Annotated in this window: 23 protein-coding genes; 11 read left to right on the forward strand and 12 right to left on the reverse strand. The window is 67.2% G+C overall.

Translation table 11 applies throughout. The features are described 5' to 3' along the window. Positions 1-47 precede the first annotated feature (47 nt). Positions 48-1,235, forward strand: coding sequence for a 4-hydroxybenzoate 3-monooxygenase (locus tag ACYSM9_RS04480; protein WP_461855796.1), 1,188 nt, complete (start codon positions 48-50; stop codon positions 1,233-1,235). A 33-nt stretch (positions 1,236-1,268) separates the two neighbouring features. Here the strand turns inward: ACYSM9_RS04480 and ACYSM9_RS04485 are convergent, their stop codons facing one another. After that, positions 1,269-1,808, reverse strand: coding sequence for a TetR/AcrR family transcriptional regulator (locus tag ACYSM9_RS04485; RefSeq protein ID WP_461855797.1), 540 nt, complete (start codon positions 1,806-1,808; stop codon positions 1,269-1,271). A 68-nt stretch (positions 1,809-1,876) separates the two neighbouring features. Between ACYSM9_RS04485 and ACYSM9_RS04490 the strand changes: the two genes are divergently transcribed. Continuing rightward, the gene (locus ACYSM9_RS04490; RefSeq protein WP_461855798.1) at positions 1,877-2,932 is read left to right on the forward strand and encodes an FAD-dependent monooxygenase; all 1,056 of its coding nucleotides are present in this window, start codon (positions 1,877-1,879) and stop codon (positions 2,930-2,932) included. A gap of 39 nt (positions 2,933-2,971) precedes the next feature. Here ACYSM9_RS04490 and ACYSM9_RS04495 read toward each other — a convergent pair whose 3' ends face one another. The 5 genes from ACYSM9_RS04495 to ACYSM9_RS04515 all read right to left on the reverse strand — a co-directional run bounded on the left by ACYSM9_RS04495 (position 2,972) and on the right by ACYSM9_RS04515 (position 8,211). After that, a complete protein-coding gene (locus ACYSM9_RS04495) occupies positions 2,972-4,789 on the reverse strand; it encodes an ABC transporter permease (protein ID WP_461855799.1) in 1,818 nt (605 codons plus the stop codon). Continuing rightward, on the reverse strand, positions 4,786-5,853 hold the full coding sequence (locus ACYSM9_RS04500) for an ABC transporter ATP-binding protein (protein WP_461855800.1): 1,068 nt from the start codon (positions 5,851-5,853) through the stop codon (positions 4,786-4,788). Before ACYSM9_RS04500 ends, ACYSM9_RS04495 begins: the two co-directional genes overlap by 4 nt. Before the next feature lie 41 nt (positions 5,854-5,894). Beyond that, a complete protein-coding gene (locus ACYSM9_RS04505; protein ID WP_461855801.1) occupies positions 5,895-6,968 on the reverse strand; it encodes an extracellular solute-binding protein in 1,074 nt (357 codons plus the stop codon). A 242-nt stretch (positions 6,969-7,210) separates the two neighbouring features. Further along, positions 7,211-7,645: an acyl-CoA thioesterase gene (locus ACYSM9_RS04510; protein ID WP_461855802.1), complete on the reverse strand. Its 435-nt coding sequence runs from the start codon at positions 7,643-7,645 to the stop codon at positions 7,211-7,213. A 62-nt stretch (positions 7,646-7,707) separates the two neighbouring features. Then, positions 7,708-8,211: a GNAT family N-acetyltransferase gene (locus ACYSM9_RS04515; protein ID WP_461855803.1), complete on the reverse strand. Its 504-nt coding sequence runs from the start codon at positions 8,209-8,211 to the stop codon at positions 7,708-7,710. Positions 8,212-8,366: 155 nt separating this feature from the next. On the opposite strand from ACYSM9_RS04515, the gene ACYSM9_RS04520 reads away from it, so the two are divergent. Beyond that, a complete protein-coding gene (locus ACYSM9_RS04520; RefSeq protein ID WP_461855804.1) occupies positions 8,367-8,894 on the forward strand; it encodes a MarR family winged helix-turn-helix transcriptional regulator in 528 nt (175 codons plus the stop codon). A 201-nt stretch (positions 8,895-9,095) separates the two neighbouring features. Continuing rightward, positions 9,096-10,001: a serine/threonine-protein kinase gene (locus ACYSM9_RS04525; protein ID WP_461855805.1), complete on the forward strand. Its 906-nt coding sequence runs from the start codon at positions 9,096-9,098 to the stop codon at positions 9,999-10,001. Here the strand turns inward: ACYSM9_RS04525 and ACYSM9_RS04530 are convergent. After that, a complete protein-coding gene (locus tag ACYSM9_RS04530) occupies positions 9,998-10,675 on the reverse strand; it encodes a histidine phosphatase family protein (RefSeq protein ID WP_461855806.1) in 678 nt (225 codons plus the stop codon). The two genes, ACYSM9_RS04525 and ACYSM9_RS04530, sit on opposite strands and share 4 nt — an antisense overlap. A gap of 132 nt (positions 10,676-10,807) precedes the next feature. Beyond that, positions 10,808-12,250, reverse strand: a complete 1,443-nt coding sequence (gene purB, locus ACYSM9_RS04535) for an adenylosuccinate lyase (RefSeq protein ID WP_461855807.1) — start codon at positions 12,248-12,250, stop codon at positions 10,808-10,810. Between the two features lie 182 nt (positions 12,251-12,432). Between purB and ACYSM9_RS04540 the strand changes: the two genes are divergently transcribed. Together ACYSM9_RS04540 and ACYSM9_RS04545 are read left to right on the forward strand one after the other, a co-directional pair. Continuing rightward, positions 12,433-12,735, forward strand: coding sequence for a hypothetical protein (locus tag ACYSM9_RS04540; protein WP_461855808.1), 303 nt, complete (start codon positions 12,433-12,435; stop codon positions 12,733-12,735). Further along, positions 12,735-14,084: a hypothetical protein gene (locus tag ACYSM9_RS04545; RefSeq protein ID WP_461855809.1), complete on the forward strand. Its 1,350-nt coding sequence runs from the start codon at positions 12,735-12,737 to the stop codon at positions 14,082-14,084. Before ACYSM9_RS04540 ends, ACYSM9_RS04545 begins: the two co-directional genes overlap by 1 nt. A gap of 1,133 nt (positions 14,085-15,217) precedes the next feature. Here the strand turns inward: ACYSM9_RS04545 and ACYSM9_RS04550 are convergent. Continuing rightward, the gene (locus ACYSM9_RS04550) at positions 15,218-15,643 is read right to left on the reverse strand and encodes a phage holin family protein (RefSeq protein ID WP_461855810.1); all 426 of its coding nucleotides are present in this window, start codon (positions 15,641-15,643) and stop codon (positions 15,218-15,220) included. Positions 15,644-15,661: 18 nt separating this feature from the next. Here ACYSM9_RS04550 and ACYSM9_RS04555 point away from each other — a divergent pair, with 18 nt between their 5' ends. The 5 genes from ACYSM9_RS04555 to ACYSM9_RS04575 all read left to right on the forward strand — a co-directional run bounded on the left by ACYSM9_RS04555 (position 15,662) and on the right by ACYSM9_RS04575 (position 21,264). Continuing rightward, on the forward strand, positions 15,662-16,780 hold the full coding sequence (locus ACYSM9_RS04555) for a histidinol-phosphate transaminase (protein ID WP_461855811.1): 1,119 nt from the start codon (positions 15,662-15,664) through the stop codon (positions 16,778-16,780). Between the two features lie 149 nt (positions 16,781-16,929). Continuing rightward, positions 16,930-18,168, forward strand: a complete 1,239-nt coding sequence (gene pdhA / locus ACYSM9_RS04560; RefSeq protein ID WP_461855812.1) for a pyruvate dehydrogenase (acetyl-transferring) E1 component subunit alpha — start codon at positions 16,930-16,932, stop codon at positions 18,166-18,168. After that, complete coding sequence (locus ACYSM9_RS04565) at positions 18,168-19,148, forward strand: alpha-ketoacid dehydrogenase subunit beta (RefSeq protein ID WP_461855813.1); 981 nt, start codon at positions 18,168-18,170, stop codon at positions 19,146-19,148. Before pdhA ends, ACYSM9_RS04565 begins: the two co-directional genes overlap by 1 nt. A 7-nt stretch (positions 19,149-19,155) precedes the next feature. Continuing rightward, positions 19,156-20,646 carry a dihydrolipoamide acetyltransferase family protein gene (locus ACYSM9_RS04570; RefSeq protein ID WP_461855814.1) on the forward strand — a complete coding sequence of 497 codons (1,491 nt, stop codon included), beginning with the start codon at positions 19,156-19,158 and terminating at the stop codon, positions 20,644-20,646. A 3-nt stretch (positions 20,647-20,649) separates the two neighbouring features. Further along, positions 20,650-21,264, forward strand: a complete 615-nt coding sequence (locus ACYSM9_RS04575; protein ID WP_461855815.1) for a phosphatase PAP2 family protein — start codon at positions 20,650-20,652, stop codon at positions 21,262-21,264. A 35-nt stretch (positions 21,265-21,299) separates the two neighbouring features. On the opposite strand, the gene ACYSM9_RS04580 is transcribed toward ACYSM9_RS04575, so the two are convergent. The 3 genes from ACYSM9_RS04580 to ACYSM9_RS04590 form a co-directional block, all read right to left on the reverse strand. After that, positions 21,300-21,635: a hypothetical protein gene (locus tag ACYSM9_RS04580; protein WP_461855816.1), complete on the reverse strand. Its 336-nt coding sequence runs from the start codon at positions 21,633-21,635 to the stop codon at positions 21,300-21,302. Positions 21,636-21,794: 159 nt separating this feature from the next. Further along, positions 21,795-22,223, reverse strand: coding sequence for a universal stress protein (locus tag ACYSM9_RS04585; RefSeq protein WP_461855817.1), 429 nt, complete (start codon positions 22,221-22,223; stop codon positions 21,795-21,797). Between the two features lie 44 nt (positions 22,224-22,267). Further along, a complete protein-coding gene (locus ACYSM9_RS04590) occupies positions 22,268-23,560 on the reverse strand; it encodes an aminotransferase-like domain-containing protein (protein WP_461855818.1) in 1,293 nt (430 codons plus the stop codon). Positions 23,561-23,619 lie beyond the last annotated feature (59 nt).

A 23,619-nucleotide genomic window follows, 5' to 3' on the forward strand; every position in this document is an offset into this window, starting at 1 on the left:
CCCAATCTCCGCCCCACCCGGGGCCACGCAACGAAGCGAGAAGAACCATGGCACGCAAGACCATTTCCACGCAGGTGGCCATCATGGGCGGCGGCCCCGCCGGGCTGATGCTCTCCCATCTTCTGGCCAAGGCCGGCATCGACTCCACGGTCATTGAAATCCGCAGCCATGAAGAGATTGCCCACACCGTGCGCGCCGGCATCCTGGAACACGGGACCGTCAACCTGCTGGTGGACAGCGGCGTCTCGGACCGGGTGCTGCGCGACGGCGACCGGCACGACGGCATCGAACTGCGGTTCAACGGCGAAAGCCACCGTGTCGACTTCAAGGACCTGGTGGGGGAGTCGGTGTGGCTCTACCCCCAGACCGACGTGTTCCTGGACCTTGCCGCACGCAGGAAGGACGACGGCGGGGACGTCCGCTACAGCGTCACGGAAACCTCCGTCCACGACCTCGAGGGTAAGCCGAAGGTCTGGTTCACGGACGCGGACGGAACCGAATTCGAGATCCAGGCCGACTTCCTGGTGGGCGCGGACGGTTCCCGCAGCCACTGCCGGTTCCAGATCCCCGAGGCCCACCGCAAGTGGTACTTCCACGAGTACCCCTTCGCCTGGTTCGGCATCCTGGCCGAGGCCCCGCGCAGCTCCGACGAACTGATCTACGCCAACTCCGCCAACGGCTTCGCCCTGATCAGCCAGCGCACCGAAACCGTGCAGCGGATGTACTTCCAGTGCGACCCCAAAGAGAACGTTGCCAAATGGGACGATGACCGGATCTGGGCCGAATTCCGCAGCCGCGTCAACGGCAACGGCTTCGAGCTCAAGGAAGGCCCGGTCCTGGAAAAGATGGTGCTGCCCTTCCGCAGCTTCGTCCACGCTCCCATGCGCTACGGCAACCTGTTCCTGGCCGGCGACGCCGCGCACACGGTGCCTCCCACCGGGGCCAAGGGCCTGAACCTGGCCATCAACGACGTCAAGGTCCTTTTCGAGGGCCTGGACAGCCACTACAACTCCGGTTCCGGCGCGCTCCTCGAGGGCTACAGCGACCGCGCCCTGGCCAGAGTCTGGAAGGCGCAGCAGTTCTCCTATTGGATGACCACCATGCTGCACACCCCGGCGGACGCTGACGACTTTTCCCGCGCCCGCCAGCTGGGCGAACTGAACTCCGTGGTCTCATCCCGGCACGGCATGGCCTACCTTGCAGAGGCCTACACCGGCTGGCCGGGCGCGTCCTGAGGGACATGACGACGGCGGGCGGCTGCTTCCGCTTCAGGGCGCGAGCAGCCGCCGGACGGCCGCGGCGATGGCGGCGGGATCCGGCCTGTCATCCCGCCGGACGGTGAGCAGGTGCAGCAGCAGGCCGTCGCCATAATCCGCCACATCGCGGGCCCGGGCTGCTGCGTCCGCCACCCCCAGGTTGGTGAGCGCCTGCTCCAGGTTGCGCACCAGCAGCAGATGGCCGGCGGTCACGGCCTCGGGGTGGTCCAGCGAAAAAGCCAGCCGCGCCCGGGTGAGGCCCGCGTGCTGTCCGGCCAGCGCCAGCACCAAGCCGGCCAGCTGGTCCGCCAGTTCCGAGACGCTGCGCGGCGGACCGGCCGGCCCGGTGTCCTGCAGGAGTGCCCCGTCCAACTCGAGCAGGCGCTCCAGCACCGCTTCCACCAGGGCCGTGCGGTTGCGGTAGTAGTTCGACGTGGTCCCTTCGGCCAGGCCGGCCGCAGCATCCACTGCCCGGTGGGTGAGGCCCTTCAGTCCCCTGTCCGCCACTACCTTCAGTGCGGCATCAAGGAGGTGGGTCCGGCGGTCAGGCATGGCCCCAGTCTAATGACAGGGGGCCGTCACCCCTTCCCGAATTACTACAAAAGTAGTAGCTTTGCACCATGAACGGGATTTCGATCATCGGCGGCGGAATCGCAGGGCTGGCACTGGCGGCGTGCCTGGACCCGGACAGGTTCCACGTCACGGTATATGAGAAACGGCCGGAGCTTCCGGACGTCGGCAACGCGCTGGGCATGTGGCCCAACGCCCAGCGTGCACTGGACCGGCTGGGGATACTCGACGAGGCGGGGGCCGTCAGCCCGGTGCTTGGCAGCGGATCGGTCCGGGACGCCCAGGGCGCGCCCTGGATCACGGTCAACGCAGGGGACATGTTCGGCATCTCCCGAGTGGACCTGCTGCGGCTGCTCGACGGTGCGGTGCCCGGAACCGTCCTTCGCACCACCATGAACGTGCAGGCCCTGCCCGCCGACGGCAGCCTGGTGGTGGGTGCCGACGGCGTCCACAGCGTGGTCCGCCGAGAGGTCTGGGGCCCGGGCACCGCTGCACGGCTCACGCCGTACCTTGCGCTCCGGGGCACCCTTTCCACCCCGGTCGGTCCGGACGAGGTGGGCGAATACTGGGGCCGCGGTGACCTCTTCGGCATGGCGGCGGCCCGCGGCGGCTCGTTCTGGTACGCCAGCTACCGGTCCGGAGGCGGCCCCTACGGGATTGATCCGGCGGCGGTCCTGCAGCAGGCCCGGGCACGGTATGCCGGCCACGCGCCAGCCATACGCCGCACGCTGGCCGCAGCCACGGCTGACGAATGCCTGGTCCAGCGGCTGTGGACTGTCCCGCGCCTGGGCTCCTACATCCATGGACGGACCGTGCTCATTGGGGACGCCGCGCACGCCATGATGCCTACGCTGGGCCGCGGCGCCTGCGAATCCCTCGTGGACGCTGTCACCCTCGGGGATCTCCTCAACACATTGCCGGAAGCCGAGGCCCTCCGTGCCTACGACCGGCAGCGGCGGCTGAGGACGCAGGCCCTGAGCGTGGCGTCGACGGCGATGGGGCGCATCGCGCTCGCGGAACGCGCCCAACCCTTCCGCGACCGGCTGCTCAGCCTTGCCCGGGGGCGGAAGCCGGGCGCCGCCGTCGCCCGCAGTTCCAGCTCCTGAACCGCGCCCTGGCCTTAGCGGCACTGACCATGGCGGCACTCACCGCACGGCGGCGGCCGGCCGGGCGGCGTCATCCTCCCCGGGAGCCGGGCTGCCCGGAAGCGCCTGGCCGGGGGACTGCGGCACGGACGGCCCGGGCAGGCGTTTCCTGCCCGAACGGCGCCCGGACCTGCCGTAAACGATATACATGGTCAGGCCGGTAATGACCATGAGCAGGACCGTGTACACGAACGTGTTGGCGATCCCCTCGGTGCCTTCCGCGCCGTCCGTGTTGGCCTTGATCACCAGGCCCAGCGGCTGGACCAGGGGATGGGCCAGGAAGATGGCGGTGTCGTAGTCGTCGAGCAGGCTGTTGAAGTTCAGGGCCGTGATGGCTGCTGCCGCCGGCAGTACCAGCGGCAGCAGGATCCGCCGGAAGACATACAGCGTCCGCGCGCCCATGATGGCGGCCGCCTCCTCGAGGGAGGAATTCAGGGAGGCAAAAGACGCCTTGAGCATGCGCAGCGTAAAGGGGATCTTCACGGTGACGAAGGCGATCAGCAGGATCACCGTGGTGCCCGTCAGGACCGCGCCGCCCACCAGCGGATTCGGATGGTCGTAGCTGATGATCAGGCCCAGAGCCAGCAGGGCCGAGGGCAGGATCCACGGGATGTGCAGCAAATACTCGAAGAGTGAAGCCACCCAGTTGCGGTATTTCTGCAGCAGGCGGGCCACGAAGAGCAGGCCGCCGACGGCGATCAGCGCTGCCAGCGCACTGTACACCACGCTGACAATGAAGGGGCGCAGCCCGGACTGCTGGGTGAGGACGCGGACGTAGTTGTCGAAGGTCAGGCTGCCCGGGGCAAGCTGGCCCGTCTGGATGGCGGCCCCGTCCGCGAACGAATACAGGACGATGAGCACCACCGGCAACGTGTACACGGCAAACAGCAGGTACGCCACGGCGTGGACCACAGCGTTGGCCACGGGGTTGGTGATCTGCTGCTTCTGCAGTTCAGAGGACACCTTGGATACCGAGAAGTAGGTGCCCCCCTTCTCCAGCCGGGACATCACGGCCAGCATCATCATGGTGGCCAGGCCCAGGATCACGGCCAGCAGCGCCGCGAGGTCGCGGGACGTGGGGCTGTTGGTGAAGGTCAGGATCATGGGGGTGATGGTCTGGAAATCGCGGCCGCCCAGCACCTGCGGGGCGCTCAGGGCTCCCAGCCCGGTGAGGAAGGACAGGATGGTGACGGCGAACAGCGTCGGTTTGAGCATGGGCAGGACGATGCGCCGCAGGATGGTCCACGTGGAGGCGCCGAGGTTCCGGGCCGCCTCGATGGTCTGGTAGTCGATGCCCTTCAAGGCGTTGGCCACGAACAGCATGTGGTTGGTGGTGGTGGCAAACGTCATGACGGCCAGGACGGCGAAGAACCCGGAAAACCAGCCCGGGTCCATTCCGGGAAACGCCCTGGCCAGCAGCGAGGTGACGATTCCCTTGTCCCCGTAAATGAACTTGTACCCCGCCGCCAGCACGATGCCGCCGTAGATGAAGGTGGAGGCGTAGCCCAGGAACAGGATCCTTGAACCGCGGATCCGGAAGTAGTGCGTCACCAGGACGATGAAGATTCCCACCAGGTTGACCGTGACGGACAGCGCCACCGCCAGCAGGAAGCTGTTCCCCAGCGCCTTCATGGCGCGCTGCGAGGAGAACAGCTTTTCCGCCGCCCGCCCCGAGAAGCTGCCGTCCGGGAAGAACGTGGCGATGAGGACGTTGATGTTGGGCCAGACCAGGAAGGCGGCAATGAACCAGGTGAGGACCGCTCCCACCACCAGGACAAACGGGGAGCGGACCATCGCGCGGACCGGAGACCCGCTCATGGCAGGGCCACCGCCGGGTCCCCGTTCCGAAGGGCGGCGCCTGTCTGCGGATGGTACTGCAGCACGTGTTCGGGCCGCACGTAGACGGTGGTTTCCGTGCCCGGTTCCGGGTGGGCGCCGCCGTCCTCCCTGACCAGGAGGCGGACGTCCGCGCCATGGCTGCGCACAACGTAGCGGCTGTGCAGGCCGTGGTAGGTTCGGGACACTACCGTCCCGGCCAGTCCGACGGCGGAGCCGCCTTCCGGAGGCGCGGCCAGTGACGCCTTTTCCACCCGGAGGTAGGAGTTGGCGCCCGTGCCCAGCCGGGCACCGGAAAGCCTGTTTACTTCTGCGACGAAGTCGGGGGTGAGGGTGGAGCTGTCCCCGATGAAATTGCAGACGAACTCCGTGGCCGCATGGTCGTAGATCTCCTGCGGCGTCCCCACCTGCTCCACGACACCCTTGTTGAAGACGGCAACGCGGTCACTCATGGCAAGCGCCTCGTCCTGGTCATGGGTGACGTACACGGTAGTGATCCCGAACTCGCTTTGCAGGTCCTTGAGCTGCTGCCGGAGCTGGTGGCGCAGCTTCGCATCGAGGTTGGACAGCGGCTCGTCCAGCAGCAGGATCTTGGGCCGCAGCACGAGGGCCCGGGCAACGGCCACGCGCTGCTGCTGGCCGCCGGAGAGTTCTGCCACGTTCTTGGACAGCTGTTCGTCGCTCAGTTCCACCCGCCGGGCGATATCCCTGACCAGGCGGTCGCTGTCCGCGGGTTTTTCCTTCCGTACCCGCAGCCCGAACGCGATGTTCTCCCAGACGCTCATGCTGGGAAAGAGGGCATAGTTCTGGAACACCATGCCCACCTGCCTCTTGTCGCTGGGGAGCCGGGTGACGTCCTTGCCGTCCACCTGGACGGTGCCCTTGGCAGGCTGGATGAAGCCCGCCAGGGTGCGCAACGCCGTCGTCTTTCCGCAGCCGGAAGGCCCCAGCAGCGTGAAGAACTCGCCGGGCCGGACGTGGAGGTCCAGCTGCGGGATCGCAGTGAAGTCGCCGAAGGTGACTTCGATGTTGTCCAAGCGGATCATGCCTTACCTGTCTTCGCGGTAGGAGTCTGGCCGGGGCCGGGTTACGTCATGTATTCGAGCTCGATCTTCTCCACCCATGCGCCCATGTTCTCCTGCACGAAATCCCAGTCGATGTCCTGCTGCTTCAGGTCTGCGAAGAAGTCCACCACCTCGGGGTTGGCCTGGGCCTGGGCGCCCTTGTTGACTGGCATGGAGTTGAACTGCTTGGCGAACTGGCCCTGGGTCTCGGCGCTGCCGAACCAGTCGATGAATTTCCGGGCCTGGTCCTTCTTCTTGGAGCCCTTCACCAGGGCCACCTGCTCGACGGCGAGGGGGACGCCAACGGACGGGATCACGGTGTCGACGTTCACCTTGAAGGACTTTTCCCGGTCGGCGATGATCGAGGACGGCATCTGGCCCATGTCCACCTCGCCGGATGCGATGCGCGCGAAGAGGTCGGTCTTGGCCACCGCGGGGCTGCCGTTCTGGAAGTACTGCTCCACCTGCTTCCAGCCCTCATCGGAAATGCCCAGGTCGCCGGCGTCGTCACGGTAGCGGGTAAGGATCCCGGCGAAGACCAGCTGCGCAGTGGCGGTGCCCAGGCCGGTGACGCGTTCGTAGCGGCTCTTGAACTCATCCCTGGTCCACAGGTCGGTCCAGTCCTTGGGGGCGGCATCCTTGGAGATCTTGTCCGAGTTGTAGCCGAGCAGGATGGCCTGTTTCACCAGCGGCCAGTAGGTTTCCCCGTCACCGAGGTCCTGGTCCACGTCGCCGGCCCACGAGGGCTTGTATGCCTCCAGAGCGCCCTCGTTCTTGATTTGCGAGAAGTACATGTTGTTCAACCCAAACGCGACGTCCGCGATGGGGTTGTTCTTCTCGGCGATCAGTTTGTTGGTGGCATCGGCGCCGCCCGCCCCCACGATCTCGATCTTGAATCCGGCCTCGGCCGCCTTGGCGGTCAGCCAGTCCCCGCGGCCTTCACCGTTGGAGTTCGTGTACACCACCAGGGTTTCGCCGGAGCCGCCTGCCGCCGAGGGGGCGCCGCTGGACTGAGCGGGGGATACCGGGCCGCTGCCGCAGCCGGCAAGGAGGACGACGGCGGCAACGGCGGCGGCCACATTCTGCAATCTACGCACGATCAGGACTCATTTCTGGACTGGAACCGGAGCATGTCCGCACAGCCTATAGCTGGGCATGGCAAAAAACGGGCTGTTATAGCTATCGATTCGATAAACAGCCCGGCTGTCCACTCTGGCCCAGCGGCGGAAATGGGCGGCGCCCTGCGCGTAAACGCCAGGTAAATCCTGGTGGCCGGCAATCGGCGGGACGACGGCGGCAGCCGGCTTCCGCCGTCGTCCTGCCTCCGCGGCTCGGCCGTTCAGTCCTTGACGGCGGTCTCCGTGAGGTGGTGCGTGGGGATCCGGTCCCGGTCGTAGGTGATCTCCGTGTAGCCGTGCGGCTCCGGCTTTCCCTCGGCATTCAGGTTGACGAACACGATCTCCTCGATGGTGAGGATGCTCTGCCGCGTGATCATGTTGCGGACCTCGGCGCGCATAGTCAGCGAGGTCCGGCCGAAGCGCGTGGCCGTCAGGCCCATTTCCACGAGGTCGCCCTGGACGGCGGAGCTGACGAAGTTGATTTCCGAGATGTACTTGGTGACCGCACGTCCATTGCCCAGCTGCAGGATGGCGTAGATCGCGGCTTCTTCGTCAATCCACTTCAGCAGGCTTCCGCCGAAGAGGGTCCCGTTGGCATTGAGGTCTTCGGGCCGGACCCACTTTCGGGTCCGGAAGGTGATGTCTGCTGTTTCCATAGGCTGAGGTTAGCCGAAGGCGCCGCAGCCCCTCCCAGTGTGACGGGCCTGCGGCTGTCCCGTCATGCCATGGCGGTATGGGCCGCGCTGCGGGCATTGATGCTTTTCGCGTAGCAGTAGGAGTGCTCCAGGCCGACGTACGGCCCGAAGTTGGGGATCGCTTCGAAGCCCGAGTTCCCGTAAAAGTTCCGTCCGTCCGGCTGGGCGGACCCCGCCTCCGCCTTGATGCGGGTGATGCCCTGCCTGAAGGCCTCCGCCTCCAGGGCTGCCAGGATGGAGCTGGCGACCCCTGACCCGCGGGTGTACGGCAGGACGTACAGGCGCTTGATTTCCGCGGTTGTCGCGTCCAGCAGACGCAGGCCTCCGCAGCCCACCGGCTGCCCGGAGCCCTTGTCGTAAGCAACCAGGAAGACGGCGCAGTCGGCGCCCGACGGCGGCGGCCCGGGCTCGTGGTCCGGGCCGCCAAAGCGGGCATCAAGTTCGGCCTGCTGCGCGCGGCGGAGGTCGGCGCCCACAGGGTTGGACCAGGGGACCTGCCTGATGTTGAGCCGCGGGTTGGTCTGCATGCCTGCCTCGATTCTCCGGAGGGATATGCCATCCAAGGCTAGAAGCACGCGGTTACGCGGGTGTTTCCTTCGGGTAAGCACTCGGCGACGGGTAGGCGGAGCGCCAAGTTCAAGTTGCTCGCCGGTCTAGTTATAAGGTGGACTAGAATGATTGCATGGTTTTCACAGGCAACGAGGGTTCCGGTTACTGGTATGGACCCGACGGGCAGTTGGACTACAGCGCCGCGGTCCTGAAGGCGCTGCGCGACTACCGGAGTGCCGAAACGGCGATCCGGCGCTCCACCCGCGATTCGATGGGCATGGGCGAGACGGACATCCTGGCGCTGCGCTACCTTTTGCGCGCCCAGGCGTCCGGCAGGCAGGTGGTGCCCAAGGATCTCAGCAGCTTCCTCAACATCACCAGCGCCTCCACCACGTCCCTGATCGACAGGCTCGTCGCCAGCGGCCATGTCCGCCGGGAGGCGCACCCGTCCGACCGCCGCTCCGTGGTAGTGATCCCCACCGTCGAGTCGGACAATGAGGTGCGCGAGACACTGGGGGCCATGCACCGGCGCATGATGTCCGTCGCGGAGTCGCTGAGCGCCGAGGAAGCCAGGACTGTGGTGGAGTTCCTGCAAAGGATGACCCGTGCGCTGGAAGTCGCTGAGCATGAGGAAAAGAAAGTAACTAGTCCAGCTAGCTAGTTTGTCTACTTATATGTAAGCTTACGATTATCCCGAAAAGCAGTCCGACGGAATCGTGAGTGCCTTGGTTACCTTCAGTGAAGTTTTGCCACGTGGCCGCCACCACGCCCATGTCTGCCGCGCCCGCGGGACCGTGCCCGTGAGTTCTTCCGCCCTGGACGGCACCACTGCGCCGCAGGGGATAACGGAGAACGTGCACGCATGAGCACCGCGGCGCTGGCGGCGCACGAGGGCCGCGCAGGCCATACAGTCGTGGCAGGGCGGTACGAGCTGCGGGAACGCCTGGGCTGGGGATCCGCGGCCGAGGTCTTCCGCGCCGTGGACCTGGCCGGAGGACCTGACGCCGCTGTCAAGGTGTCAGCGGAGGGGCGTAACCGGCATGCAAGGATCCGGAATGAGGCCGCTGTCCTGGGTGGGCTCGCCCATCCGTCCATTGTGCGGTTCATCGCCGCCGGCAGCATGCCCGGTTCCGGGGCGTTGCCGGAGCGGCCGTTCCTGGTGCAGGAGCTGGCCCTGGGGGCAAGCCTTGCTGAAACAGCGCGCCTGCGCAGGCCCGGTCCGGGCGAGGTGGCGGGCTGGGCCCGGGCCTTGTTTGCCGGGCTTGCGCACCTGCATTCCATGGGGCTGGTGCACCGGGACGTCAAGCCGGCCAACCTCATGCTCAGCGGCCTGCGCCGGAGCCCGGTCCGGATCATCGACTTTGGCATCGCCGCGGCGGTGGGCACCAAGCCCGAGCCGGGCATCTCGTCCGGAACCGTGCACTACATGAGCCCCGAGCAGGCTTCCGGCGGCGTGGCGGAGCCTTCGTGGGATGTGTATGCCACGGGCCTGGTCCTGCTGGAACTCCTTACCGGCTCCAGGGCGTTTCCGGGCACCGCCATCGAATCCCTGGTGGCCCGGACCCTGCGGTCCCCGGACGTGCCGGACAAGCTGGGGGACTGGAGCGGATTCCTGCGTGCGCTCACCGCCATGGATGGCAGCCAGCGGCCGACGGCGGCGGAAGCCGCAGCCATGGCGGCGCGGCTGATGCCTCCGGTGCCGGACATACCGGAGCCGCGGGCCTGCCGGAGCATGCCTGTGTTCCAGGGGCGCCGGCAGCGGGTTTAGGGGCCGGTCATTGCCCGGCCGGTGGGATCCTCGGCGGTGGGGTCGGCCAGGGCGAGACCGCCCACCGGGCTCCCGTCCCAGTGGATCAGGGTCCAGCCCCCATCCGGGCTGCCTTCCAACGCCACAATTCCCGTGTTGGCCAGGACATGGCGCGCGGCAAAGTCATGGTCCGCGCCATCGGCCCGCAGCCCGGCCCAGGTGCGGATCGCCGCGCCATGGCTGACGACGGCGGCTGTACCGTGGCGGTGGCGGGCGGCCTGCTCTGCCACGTGGGCAATGGCCGCATCGAAGCGTTCGAAGAAGGTGTGGCCGTCCGGTCCGGCGGGCATGCGCCGGTCCAGGTCACCGGCGGCCCAGGCGATGACGGTGCCCATGTAGCGCTTGTGGGCTTCGTGGTCCGTCAGCTTCTCCAGCGAGCCTGCTTCGATTTCGTGGAGGCCGTCCAGGACGGTGACATCTAGGGTGTGCAGGCGGGCCAGCGGTTCGGCGGTGATCTGCGTCCTGATCAGTGTGGAGGCGTAGAGCGCGCCGATGGGCTCGTTCGCCAGTGAGCGTGCCATGGCCTCGGCCTGGCGCCCGCCCAGTTCGGTCAGGCCAGGGCCGGGGTGGGCGGTGTCCAGTTGGCCCAGCACATTTCCGGGGGTTTCGCCGTGGCGGATGAGCAGCAACTTCATGCTCCCAGTTTCCCACCTTTGGCTGGAGGGCAATGACGTTGGGGCCGCCGCTCCTGCCGGCCCCAACGGAAACGGCGCCGGACCCCGAAGAGCCCGGCGCCGCCGTCGTACTGTCCTCCAGGGCTGCAGGCCCTACTTCAGGTGGTCCACCAACTGGTCGGCGATGCCTGTGTACTTGCCCGGGGTCAGGGCCAGCAGGCGGGCCTCGGCTTCCGTGGACAGGCCCAGGCTCTGCACGAATTCCTGCATGCGCGCGGCGTCCACGCGCTGGCCGCGGGTCAGGTCCTTCAGCCGCTCATACGGGTTCTCCATGCCCTCGACGCCGGCAATCGCCTCGGCGCGCATGACCATCTGGATTGCCTCGCCCAGGACCTCCCAGTTGGTGTCCAGGTCCCCGGCGAGCACGTCCTCGGCAACGTCGAGGCGTTCCAGCCCCTTGGCGACGTTGGAGATGGCCAGGAGGGAGTGGCCGAATGCCACGCCGATGTTGCGCTGGCTGGAGGAGTCGGTGAGGTCGCGCTGCCAGCGGGAGGTGACCAGGGTGGAGCCCAGGACGTCCAGCAGGCCGGAGGAGATTTCCAGGTTGGCTTCGGCGTTTTCGAAGCGGATCGGGTTGACCTTGTGCGGCATGGTCGAGGACCCGGTGGCTCCGGCGACGGGGATCTGTGCGAAGTAGCCGATGGAGATGTAGCTCCAGATATCCGTGCAGACGTTGTGCAGGATGCGGTTGAAGCGGGCCACGTCGGCGTACAGCTCGGCCTGCCAGTCGTGGCTTTCGATCTGGGTGGTCAGGGGGTTCCAGGTGAGGCCGAGTCCTTCGACGAACGACCTGGACACCTGCTGCCAGTCGGCACCCGGGACGGAGGCCACGTGGGCGGCGTAGGTGCCGGTGGCACCGTTGATCTTGCCCAGGTATTCCGTTTTGGCGATCCGGTCCAGCTGGCGGGTCAGGCGGTGCGCGATGACGGCCAGTTCCTTGCCCAGGGTGGTGGGGGTAGCGGGCTGGCCGTGGGTGCGGGACAGCATGGGAACCGCGCGGTTCTCCTCGGCCATCCTGCTGATCTGGGCCACGAGGGAGCGCGCCGCGGGAAGCCAGACGTCCTCCACGGCGCCCTTGATGCCCAGGGCGTAGGAGAGGTTGTTGATGTCCTCGGACGTGCAGCCGAAGTGGACCATGGCGGTCAGGTTTTCGATGCCGATGGCGGGCAGGCGGCGGCCAATGTAGTACTCCACGGCCTTCACGTCGTGGACGGTGACGGCCTCGATCTCGGCAAGCTCGGCCACGGAGGCGGCGTCGAACCCGGTGACGATGGCGCGCAGCTGGTCCTGCTGTTCACCGGTCAGGGGACCGGCGCCGGGAAGGACGCTGTTGCTGGTCAGGTGGATCAGCCATTCCACTTCGACGGCCACGCGGTCGCGGTTCAGCGCGGCTTCGGACAGGTAGTCGACGAGCGGCGCGACGTCGGCCTGGTACCGGCCATCCAGCGGCCCCAGGGCGATTTTTTCAGGCGACGCGGCGAGGGCCAGGCGTCCTGAGGGCGTACGGGTGTCAGCTGTGGCGGCAGTTTCAGGCATGTGCTGATTCTTTCACGAAGTCCCGCACGGCCTTAAGCGGCGGGTTGCACGTTACTTGTCCACATAGCCGACGGCGGCGCTTACCTGGGGACCTTGCCCTGCCTAGCGTGGAATCCACGAGGGTTGAGGCGCGGGTTTCAACCGCAGGGAGCAGCAGCCCGGGCTGCGGGCGGGAGGCCGGCATGGCGGACGATCTGGGGGACGGCATCTGGGGCGCAGGGCTGCGCGCCAGCCTCGAAGTGCGGGAGCTGGCGGCCAGGGTGGCGCGTTGCGCGGACAGTACGGAGGAAGTCCTTGCCGGTTTCCATGGCATCCAGATACTTGAATGGCAGTCACCCGCAGGACGGGCCTACCGGGATTCGGTCAGCCTGCAGGCAGTTGCGGTCCGCCGCGCACTGGACCGGCTGCACGAGGCCTCCGCGGCAGTTGCCGCCCATGCCAATGCGGTGCTGACCTCCGATTGCTCCTATCGCGGCCGGTCCTGATGGCGGACGCAACCCCGTCAGGCTCGGGCGGCCCGGTCCACGTTTCACCGCCGGCGCCGGACGGCAACCTGTTGATCATGGGAGGCGTGGGTGGAATTACCGCCCAACTGGACGAGCTGGACATTGGCGCGGCGAAGCTGGACCACCTCGCCGAAAGGCTAATTTCCGTGGAGAACGAGGTCTTCACGGCGTGGCAGGAGCTGGGCGCCCACCACCAGGGCCCGCGGAGCACCAGGACCGCCGCGGTTACCGCCGTGGGCGAGGCCCGGGACGCGGTCCAGCGTGTCAGGCTGGAGCTGCAACGGATCAGCAGCCAGGTCCGCAGCTGCCGGTTCGAGTATGAGGTCGCCGAAGAAGGAATCCGCCACCTGCAGCGGACCCACGGGATGTCGCCTCCGCTTGTGGAACTCCAAAAACACATCGATTTCTGGCGCACGGGATTCCTCAACGGCAAGGCCGCAGAAGCATTGGCGGGGGATGCCGTCGCCAATCTTCCCGTAGTCCGGCCACTGCTGGAAGCCCTCGACCCGGAACTCCGCACCGGTCCGGTCGCGGTCAAACAGGAAGAAAGCCTCGCCATCGACCTCGACGCGTCTCCGGCAGGGCTGCTGGAACGGGTCAGGCTCCTCGAGGAACGTGGCAGCGGCTTCATCGAGGTGATCGAGGTCCATCACGACGGAAGGAAGGCCTACATCGTCCTCATCCCCGGAACGCAGCTCAATGATGCCGACGGCGGCACGAATCCGTTCGACCTCGGTGGCATAGTGGACGGGCTGGGCAGCAATTCGGAGCAGGTCAACGCCGCTGTCCTCTCCGCGCTCCGGGATGCCGGCGCGGAGCGCGGCGCAGACGTGGTCGCCGTCGGCTACAGCCAGGGCGGAATCCACGCCATGAATCTCGCTGCCGACCAACGCGTCCAAGATGACTACGGCATGAAGTACGTGCTGACCGCCGGGTCGCCAATTTCACGCATTACGCCTCCGCCCGGGGTCAATACCCTGCACCTGGAGCACCGCACCGACTGGGTGCCGGGCAGCGACGGCATGCCGAACCCGGACACCAGGAACCAGGTCACGGTCACCATGACCAACGACCTCTATGTTCGGGGAGGGGAGGACGCCGGGCTCGGCCCAGGGCACCGGCTCGACGGATACGAGGAGGCCGGCCGGCTTGTGGCACTGAGTAACGACCCCTCATTGGTGCAGTCCACGGCTGTGCTGGGCGCCGTGCTGGGTGCCGGGGGCGCGGCCACCGCCACGCGCTTCTCCTTGTCGAAGACGCCACCGCCACCTCCTCCCATGGACCGGCGGGACCCGTTCTCCGGCCGGCCGCAGCCAGGTGCCAAGTGAGCCTGTGTGCGTCCGGGCAGGCCGGGCTCACGAGATCTGGGCCGCGTGCATCTCGGCGTACGCATCGGAACGGCTCTGTTCCGGTTGCGGTGCGGGTTGCGGGGCGGCCTGCGGAGCCGGCTCCGGTGCTGCTGCGGCGGGGCAGGGGGTAGTTGTAGTCAAGGATCCCGTCGGTGAACTGGGTGGTGGTGACGGTCGCCTCCGGCGTCAGGGGATCGGCCGCGCAGTACTCCTGCGCCGAGGATGTGGACTCCGCGCCCGCCAGCCAGTTCTTCAGCCTGTAAAGGTTGCTGCCAGGACCGATACGCCCGGCGATTTCGCCGAACTGGTAGCCGGTGGAATAGATGCCCACCTCCGCGCCGGCGCCCACCAGGTACGCGGTCATACCCTCCAGTTCCGCAGCATTGGCGGCCGTGTCGGGCAGCCAGCTGTTGCCCGTTTCAACGTCCAGCCACCACGTGCGGCGTATTTCGCTGCCGCCCGCTTCCTGCAGCATCGTGACGTCTTCGTAGGCCGTCGCGTATCCGTGAATGTACGTGCAGGCCGGGGACGCGCTCCCGTCGCACGTTCCATAGGGGTTGCTGATGTCGCGACCCTGGTAGGCGTTGGAGGCAGGCCACCACAGGGACTCCAGAGGCCCCGTCGCCGCGGTGTTCACATACACGGCCGCCGGCGTTCCCCCCGCCGCTGCCGGGGTGAGGTTCGCCCACGCCAACTGGCCGGCCAGGCATGGGTTGACCGTGCCGGGCCGCCCGCCGTTGACTCCCACGATCGCGAAGGCCGGCGGTGCAGGCAGGTCGGTGCCGCACTGCGGCCAGGAGATGTCGTTGCCCAGGACTGCATCCTCGGGAGCGGCCGCTCTTGCGGCGCCGGCGTGCGCCGGGCTCGCCTGGCCTGCCAGCAGCAGGCAGGCGGCGGCCAGGATTGTTAGCGGTTTCATTGGTGGACCCCCAGCTTCCGTCACTGCCATCAGCGGGCCTTTCGGCGGCCCATGGGCAGACTAGGAAACGCGGCCGTGGGGGGTCATGGGTGGTCGGTACTGCAATTTCGGCGGTTGGCCGGGCAGCCGCGGCTGCGCTGTACCTGTTTCTTCGTACCCTGCTACTTGGGCCGGCCGGAACCCGGGTGCTGTCCTAGCGGCGTCCGCCGGGAAGGATGCCGGCCACCAGCGAGACCAGCGAGATGATGATCGCCGCCAACACCGCGGTCCAGAAGAAGGAGTCAATGGTGAGGTGGACGGGCGTGTAGCTGCTGAGCCACGCGGTCAGGTACAGCATGGCCGCGTTGATCACTATGGCGAACAGCCCCAGCGTCAGTATGGTGATCGGCAGTGCAAGGAGCCTGACCAGAGGCCGGACAAACGCATTGACCACCCCGAAGATCAGCCCGATGAAGAGGTAGGCGAGGACGATGCCGATGGTGTCCGCATCCTGCGAGATGCCGGACCTGGCCACAGCATCGGATGTTGCGGTGCTGGAAATGTCCATTCCCGGCAGAATCCAGCTGGCCACCCAAAGGGCCGCGGCGTTGATGATGACCCGGAGGATAAACGAACCCATGGCACTAGGCTAGTGGCCATGACCCCATCTGAGACCAGGGCGGGCGGAATTGCGCCGCGCCCGGTGCTGGACCGGCTGCCCCGCTACGCTGCAGGAAAGCCGCCCGCCGCCGTCGAGGGGCTGGCCAGCTACAAGCTGTCCTCCAATGAGAACCCTTTGCCGCCGATTCCTGCCGTAGTGGAGGCCATCGCCCGGCAAACGGACTTCAACCGCTACCCGGACCCGCTCAGCAGCAAGCTGCGTGCCGCGCTCGCCGAATTCCTCGACGTTCCGGCGGAGGACATCGTCACCGGCGCGGGAAGCCTGGGCGCCCTCAACCAGATCCTCGCCGCGTTCGCCGGACAGAACGGGGACGGCAAGGCGGACGAGGTCATTTACGCGTGGCGCTCATTCGAGGCCTACCCCATCAGTGTGGGCCTCGCCGGGGCGGAAAGCGTCAGGATCCCGGTGACGGCTGACGGACGGCACGACCTCGACGCCATGGCGGCGGCTGTCGGTGCCCGCACCAAGGTGATTCTCCTGTGCACTCCCAACAACCCCACCGGGCCGGCCCTGAAGGCGGCAGAGACCGAGGCCTTCATCAGGTCCGTCCCCTCCGACGTGGTGGTGGTGCTTGACGAGGCTTACCAGGAGTTTGTCCGGGACAGCGACGCCGTGGACGGGATTGCGCTCTACCGCAATTACCCGAACGTGATTGTGCTCCGGACCTTCTCCAAGGCGCACGGCCTGGCAGGACTGCGCGTGGGCTACAGCGTCTCCCATCCGGACCTGACCCAATACCTCCGGGTGGCCGCGACGCCGTTCGCCGTGTCCCAAATCGCAGAAAAAGCTGCGGTCGTGTCGTTGCAGAACTACGCCCAGGTTGTGGAGAGGGTACAAAAACTCGTCGATGAGCGGGAGCGCGTCACCGCCGGCCTGCGGTCGCTGCGATGGGATGTTCCGGAGGCCCAGGGCAACTTCGTCTGGCTCGCCCTGGGGGCTGAAAGTGCAAGGTTTGCAGAGCTGGCGGGGGAGCGCGCCCTCTCCGTGCGGGCTTTCCCGGGGGAGGGTGTCAGGGTGAGCATCGGCGAGCCGGAGGCCAACAGCCGCTTCCTTCGGTTGTGTGCCGACTATACAAAGGCTCCGGCCACTTCCTAGCGCTTAACAAGTAGCCCTTCCGCTACCTACCGAAGATAAAGTTAGGATCAGTAAGCCATTGTATATGCCCTGCCGGGAATGTATTCCCTCTAAGGCATATATCCCAGCGACATTGCATTGCATCCGGATGCGGCAAGCAAGGAGACGGTATGGGCACTCATCTGCCTTCCACCGAGTTCGACGGAACAGCGGTAGACGACCAGCGGGAAGCTGATGCTGAAGCCGTGATGGGTGATCCCTCGGCCCAGATGGTGCAGCTGCTCGGGCCTGACGGAACACTCGGCACCGACCCCGTCTTCAGCGGGTATGCGGACAAACTCACCCCCGAGGACCTGCGGGGCCTCTACGCCGACATGGCCGCCATCCGGCGCTTCGACATTGAAGCCACCGCCCTCCAGCGGCAGGGCCAGCTGGCACTCTGGGTGCCCCTGACCGGCCAGGAAGCCGCGCAGATCGGCTCCGGCCGGGCCAGCCAACCCCAGGACTACATCTTCCCCACCTACCGCGAGCACGGCGTGGCCCTGACGCGCAACGTGGACCTGGCGGAACTGCTCCGCCAGTTCCGCGGCGTGTCCAACGGCGGGTGGAACCCGAAGGAAACGAACTTCCACCTCTACACACTGGTCCTGGCCGCCCAGACGCTGCACGCCGTCGGCTACGCCATGGGAATCCAGCGTGACCAGAAGCTGGCCGCGGCCACTGCGGCGGGCAAGGGACCCGACGCGGCCGTCATCGCATATTTCGGCGACGGCGCCAGCTCGGAAGGGGACGTCCACGAATCCATGGTCTTCGCCTCCTCCTACAACGCGCCCGTGGTCTTCTTTTGCCAGAACAACCACTGGGCCATCTCGGTCCCCACCAACGTTCAGACCCGCGTTCCGCTGTCCAACCGCGCCAAGGGCTACGGCTTCCCGGGCATCCGCGTGGACGGCAACGACGTCATCGCCGTGCACGCGGTCACCGAATGGGCGCTCGAGCACGCCCGCCAGGGCAAGGGCCCCGTGCTGATCGAGGCGTTCACCTACCGGGTGGGCGCCCACACCACCGCCGATGATCCCACCAAGTACCGGCACGCCGACGAGGAGGACGCCTGGCGGGCCAAGGATCCGCTCTCGCGGCTTGAGAAGTACCTGCGCGCGGAGGGCCTGGCGGACGACGCCTACTTCGCCAAGGTCAAGGCCGACGGCGACGAGCTCGCCGCGTACGTCCGGCGCACTGCCCATGACCTGGAAAACCCGGACATCCGGTCCGCCTTCGCCAACGTCTACGCCGAAGCCCACCCGCTCGTGGCCGAGGAACTGGCATGGTTCGAGGAGTACACCGCGGGATTTGCCGGCGCCGAAGAGCCGGCCGCGCAGCACGACGCAGCAGCAAAGGCAGGCCACTGATGACGACGATGACCATTGCGAAGGCCATCAACGAGGGCCTGCGCGCCACCCTGGCCGCGAACCCCAAGACGCTCCTCATGGGCGAGGACATCGGCCCCCTGGGCGGTGTCTACCGCGTCACCGACGGGCTGATCGGCGAATTCGGACCGGACCGCGTGGTGGACACCCCGCTTGCCGAATCCGGCATTGTCGGCACCGCCATCGGCCTGGCCCTGCGCGGGTACAGCCCGGTCTGCGAGATCCAGTTCGACGGTTTCGTCTTCCCCGGCTTCAACCAGATCACTACCCAGCTGGCCAAGATGCATGCGCGCAGCAACGGCAACCTGACCGTTCCCGTCGTCATCCGCATCCCCTACGGCGGCGGCATCGGCTCCGTGGAGCACCACTCCGAGTCACCTGAGGCGCTGTTCGCCCACACAGCGGGCCTGCGCATCATCACGCCGTCCAACCCGCACGACGCCTACTGGATGATCCAGCAGGCCGTGGAATGCCAGGATCCGGTCATCGTCTTCGAACCCAAACGGCGGTACTGGCTCAAGGGCGAGGTCGACGTCGACGGACCGGGCCCCTCGGCCGATCCCTTCAAGGCCCACGTCCTGCGCGAAGGTACCGACGCGACCATCGTGGCCTATGGCCCGCTGGTCCCGGTGGCCCTCGCGGCTGCGAACGCCGCGGAGGAGGACGGGAGGAGCGTTGAGGTCATCGACCTGCGCTCGATCTCACCCCTGGACTTTGACACGGTCACGGCGTCGGTGCAGAAGACCGGCCGGCTCATCGTGGCGCACGAGGCCCCCACGTTCGGCGGAATCGGCGGCGAGATCGCGGCGCGCATCAGCGAACGCGCCTTCCACTCGCTCGAATCGCCGGTGATCCGCGTGGGCGGGTTCCACATGCCCTATCCCGTTGCCAAGGTGGAGGAAGACTACCTTCCGGACATCGACCGCATCCTGGAGGCGCTGGACCGCGCCCTCTCCTACTGAGGACACCATGACCCTGAACAAGTTCAACCTGCCCGACGTCGGCGAAGGCCTCACGGAGGCGGAAATCGTCTCCTGGAAGGTCAAGCCGGGTGACGCCGTCGCCATCAACGACGTCCTCTGCGAGATCGAAACCGCCAAGTCGATCGTGGAACTGCCGTCCCCCTTCGCCGGGACCGTCAGCGAACTGCTGGTGCAGGAAGGGGTGACCATCGACGTCGGCACCGCCATCATCAGCGTCAGCGACGACGTCTCCGGCGACCCCACGCCGGCCGACGTGCGCGCCCCCGAGGCCGTCGTTGAGCAGGCGCAGCCCGTCCAGCCGCTGTATGGCAAGCTGCCCGGCGACGACGCGCGCGGCAGTGCCCCGGCCGGCGGTCCGCTGGTGGGTTCCGGCCCCAAGGCCGACGCCGTCAAACGGCGCCCGCGGAAGGCCGCGCCGGCCGCCGCCGTGTCCGTGAACGCCCCCGAAGTGGAACCGGTGCAGCCCCATTCGCCGGCCGAAGTCACCCAGGCCCCCGCCCAGGCCGCAGCGGCCGCCCCACCGGCATCCGCCGTCGTCGACAACCGGCCCACCCTGGGCGGCACCATCACCGGCCTGGTCAACCGCGTCCTGGCCAAGCCGCCGGTCCGCAAGATCGCGCGGGATCTTGGCATCGACCTTGCCGATGTGGTGGCCACCGGGTCGCGCGGCGAGGTGACGCGGGAGGACCTGGTCAGCTACCAGGCCCAACGCGACGCGGAACTGGACAAGGCGGACGGCTTCTGGGGCAAGGCAGGGAAGCCCCAGGACCAGAGGGTGGAGCGGATCCCGGTCAAGGGCGTCCGCAAAGCCACGGCGAAGGCGATGGTGGAATCGGCTTTCTCGGCCCCGCACGTCAGCATCTTCGTGGATGTCGACGCCAGCCGCACCATGGAGTTCGTCAAGCGGCTCAAGGCCTCCCGCGATTTTGAAGGCATCAGGGTCTCCCCACTGCTCATCCTTGCCAAGGCCGTCATCTGGGCCGCCGCCCGCAATCCCAGCGTCAACGCCGCCTGGGTGGACGACACGGAGTCCGGGACCGCGGAAATCCACGTCAAGCACTTCATGAACCTCGGCATCGCGGCGGCGACACCGCGCGGCCTGATGGTCCCCAACATCAAGAACGCCCAGGACCTGTCCCTGAAAGAGCTCGCCCTGGCCCTGAACAACCTCGCCACCACGGCAAGGGCCGGGAAGACCCAGCCCGCCGAGATGCAGGACGGAACGCTCACCATCACCAACATCGGTGCCCTGGGCATCGACACGGGGACGCCCATCATCAACCCGGGCGAGGTGGCCATCGTGGCGTTCGGAACCATCAAGCAGAAGCCCTGGGTCCTTGACGGGGAAGTCATTCCGCGCTGGATCACCACCCTCGGCGGATCGTTCGACCACCGCGTGGTGGATGGTGATTTGTCGGCCCGCTTCATGGCGGATGTCGCAGCCATCCTGGAAGAGCCCGCGCTCCTCCTGGACTAGGCGGTGGCAATCGGCGGATCAGTCCGCACCAGGAACCTCACGGCCAGGTGGCTGACGGAGGTTTTCCAGCCGCCGGTGGTGGTCAGCATCCAACTGCTGATCAGCCCGCTGGCGGAACCGGGGTTCCCGGGCACCGTGGGATACGGCGCGCTGGCGGCCCTGTTCGTGTGCGTGCTTCCCCTGCTCCTGCTGCTTGTTCTCGTGCGGCAGGGCAAGGTCACGGACCACCACGTCAGTGACAGGAAACAGCGTGCGCCGGTACTTTTGATGGCCCTGGGCTGCATTGTGGTCGGACTGCTGTTGCTGTCCGCCGTGGGGGCGCCGCAGAGCGTGATCGCCATGGTGCTGGCGGTCGTCGGGGGAGTGGCGGTGCTGGCGGCGGTCAGCCCGTTCTGGAAGATGAGCGGCCATGCCGCCGCGATCTCCTGCTCGGCGGTGGTCGCGGTGCTGATGCTCGGGGCCGCGTGGGCGCCGCTGCTGCTGCTGATCCCGGCGGTCGGCTGGTCCCGGGTGGTCCTCCGCGCACATTCGGTGGCGCAGGTGGTGGCCGGGTCCCTCTTCGGCGGAGTGGTGATGGCCGGGATCTGGTGGCTGCTGGAGGGCTGGCTGGTGGGCTGACGCCCGGTCCGGCAGGCCCCCGGAAGGCCGGAGTCCTAGAACGTGGAGTAGGCGGCGAACGCTTCCAGGACGGCCGGATCGGCGGTGGTTCCCAGGACCACGGCGGCGGCCGTCATCAGGACACCCATGGCGCCGGCCATTCCGGCCCAGGCCGTGAGGAGCTTCCAGTCCTCGCGCAGGACGCTGCGGACGGTGTGGGGAAGCTGGAGGTCCGGGGTGATGAGGTTCGGCGCACTGTCCAGGCTGCCGTCGTCGAGCAGGGCGACCACCCGGTCGTTGCTGCGGTCCACCCGCATGGAGCTGATGTGGTTGCCGTGGCGGGCAAGGAGGATGTCGTGGCCTACGAGCTGGCGGCGCTGGAGGGTGATCAAGGAAAGCCCCTTTGGTGGAGGTCGGAGATGGATGTCCACGCCTTTGGGGGCCTTGATCAATTTTATCGTTGCGCCTGCAGCTTAACTGGTGATATAGGCGTGAGAACGGACACCCCCCACCGCGATTCGCACCACCATGGGGAGTGTCCGGCGTAACTGTCAGTCGGCGTCGTACGTGTTGGCGATGTAGACGTCGCACGGCGCATTGTGCGCCACGCTGTTGGCCACGCTGCCCAGCACCCGGCCGATGCCCTGCATCCGCCGGTTCCCCACCACGATGATCCGGGCGTCCACGCGCAGGGCTTCCTTGATAAGGGCATCCGCCGGCCGGCCACGCGCGGCCGTGTAGGTCACCGCGACATCCCGGCCAAGTGACTCAGCGACCGTCCTCGCGACCTGTTCGGCGGCGTCGGCGTCCGACACGATCCACTGGTCGGAGCCGCTGCCGAACACCTCGGTCCGGTCGCTGTCGAAGGCCGACACCACGTGCAGCGAAGCGCCAAGCGCAGCGGCCAGGTCCCGCGCGGACTCGGCCGCCTTCTTCGCGGTCTGGCTGCCGTCAACGCCCACAACGATGATTCCGGCCATATGCATGCTCCTTCGCTCGGTTTACGGCACTCGTGAGGCTTACGCTACAGGGCGTCCATGGCTTCCTGCAGCACCGGCGCCAGCCGGCGCACTCCTTCGGCGATGGCTTCGGGAGGCACGGCGCTGAAGGCGAGCCGGAGTTTGTTGGACGGCTCGTCCGACGGCGTGAAGGCGGCGCCGGGGATGAACACCACTCCGGCGTCAATCGCCTTGTGCAGCAGAGGGTAGGTGTCTATGCCTTCCGGCAGCGTCACCCAGACGAAGAAACCGCCCTCCGGGCTGGTCCAGGTGCTCCCGGCGGGCATGTGCTCCGCGAGGGCGGCGAGCATGGCGTGGCAGCGTTCGGTGTAGAGGCCACGGTAGGTTTCGATCTGGCCTTTCCAGTCGTAGTCGCGCAGGTAGGCGGACACCAGCATCTGGTTCAGCGGCGGCGGGCAGAGCGTCACCGACTCGGCGGCGAGGTAGTAGCGCCGCTGGAGGTGCTCCGGCACGAGGGCCCAGCCAATCCGCAAACCGGGCGCGAAGATCTTGGAAAAGGATCCGAGGTAGATGACATCGTCCGGGTTGTTCGCGCGCAGCGGTGCCAGCGCTTCGCCGTCATAGCGGAGGAGGCCGTAGGGGTTGTCCTCCAGAACTAAAATATTCGCCCGGCGGCATATGTCCACCACCTGCTGGCGGCGCTCCCGGGCCAGGGTGATCCCGGAGGGGTTGTTGAAGTTGGGGATGGTGTAGAGGAACTTGATGTTCCTGCCGGCGAGCTGGAGTGCGGCTATCCGGGCCTCAAGCAGTTCCGGCACCAGCCCGTGCTGGTCCATTTCAACGGTTTCCACCTGGACCTGGTACGACTCGAAGGTATTCAGCGCCCCTACGTACGTGGGGTCCTCCACCAGGACCACGTCGCCGGGATTGCAGAAGAGCTTGGTGGCGACGTCCTGCGCGGACTGTGAGCCGGCGGTGACCACCACGTTGCGGGGTAAGGCGTCCCTGATGCCCTCCGCGGCCATCACCTCGCAGATCTGGGTGCGCAGTTCCCCGGTCCCCTGCCCGGGGCCGTACTGCAGGGCCGTCAGCCCGTCGTCGGAGATGATTTTCGCTGCTGTCGCGGCGAGCCGGTCCATGGGCAGGGACTGCAGGTAGGGGCTGCCGCCGGCAAGGGACACCAAGCCGGGGCGCAATGAGATGTCGAAGACGTCCCGGACGGCGGACTGCCGGATGTTTGCCGCGCGGTCGGAGAACAGATCCTCGTGGCGGTGGGCCGACGTGGCCGCGCGTTCGATGGCATCAATGGCTTCGGCCGGGAGCGTCCCCGCGGCAGCGTCAAGTGTTTCGTGGCCCACATCCACAGGATACAGCGATGTGTTGCCTAAAAAGCAACACCTGTTGTTGACCGATCACC

The sequence above is a fragment of the Arthrobacter sp. C152 genome (assembly GCF_054890965.1).